We start from the raw sequence: 1,120 nt of genomic DNA, 5'->3' as shown, positions 1-1,120 counted from the left end.
CCGCTGGTCTCGGAGCGCACGGGTGCGGGCGCGGGCTCTGGTACGGCGGGGGCGGCCCGGGCAGAGGTGCGCGAACAGGTAACGGATTTCAGCGAACAGATTTCAGATTCTGTTCGCTGAAATCTGTTACCTGAAATCTGTTCGCTGAAATCCGTCAGCCGTCAGCCGTCAGCCGTCGTCCGTCAGCCCGCCGTACGCCGCCGCCTGCGCCGGATCAGCGACCAGGCGTGCTGCTGGACCAGCAGGGTCAGCACCCCCGCCACCACGATGCCCGACAGGTTGAGCAGCAACTGCACGCTGGAGCCCCAGAACTGCTTGACCTCGCCGTACCCGAGGGCGACCGCCGCGTTGGCGGCGGCGGGCACGGTGGTGACCGAGATGGCCACGCCGACCAGCGTGCCGGCCTTCGCGGAGGTCAGGGAGAGCAGGCCGGCGATGCCCGCCAGGAAGGCGACCACGAAGGAGGTGGCGTCGGGCTGCCAGATGAAGGAGGTGTTCGGGCGGGCCGCGTCGAACTTCGCCTCCGAGAAGAGTCCGAGGCCGTCCATCAGCAGCCCGAAGCAGACGGTCAGCGCCATCGCCACCGCGAAGCCCGTCACCAGGGCGTTGAGGGAGCGAAGCGCGGGGCCCGGCCGTCGCTGGACGAGCGCCACGCAGAGCCCGGCCAGCGGTCCGAACTCCGGGCCGACCGCCATCGCGCCGACGACCAGAACGGCGCTGTCCAGCACCGCGCCGCAGGCGGCGAGCATGGTGGCGACGGTGAGGAAGGCCAGGAACACCCAGGTCAGGGTGGACTCCTCGTGGGTGATCTCGGAGACCGACTCCCACACCAGCGCGTCGGCCCCCTCCCCCGGGGCCTGCCGCTCGGCTTCGTCGGCCGCCGCCGAGAGGGTCACCTCGATCGCCGAGACGTCGATCGCCCCGCGCTCGGGCAGGCCCGTCCCGCGCAGCGCGCCCAGCACCCCGTCCGCCGCCTCACGGGCCACGTCGCAGGTCACCACATCCCCGGCGGGCCGCACGGCCGCGCCCGGGAGGAGCACGACGTGCGTCACCCCGACCGCGTCCTCCAGGCAGCCGAGGACGCGCTCGCGCAGGTCGGGCGGGACTATCAGGCGTAGGT

1 protein-coding gene is annotated in these 1,120 nt (G+C 72.0%); it reads right to left on the bottom strand.

The features are described from left to right. Window positions 1-182: 182 nt before the first annotated feature. The coding region (locus J0670_RS38490; RefSeq protein ID WP_243438115.1) for a DUF389 domain-containing protein at window positions 183-1,120 on the bottom strand (938 nt) is incomplete at its 5' end.

The organism is Streptomyces sp. FH025, from assembly GCF_017427025.1.
In the GTDB taxonomy this organism is placed as follows: Bacteria; Actinomycetota; Actinomycetes; order Streptomycetales; family Streptomycetaceae; genus Kitasatospora.
The sequence above is the reverse complement of the archived record's forward strand: the minus strand, read 5'-3'. Positions and strand labels throughout refer to the sequence as shown.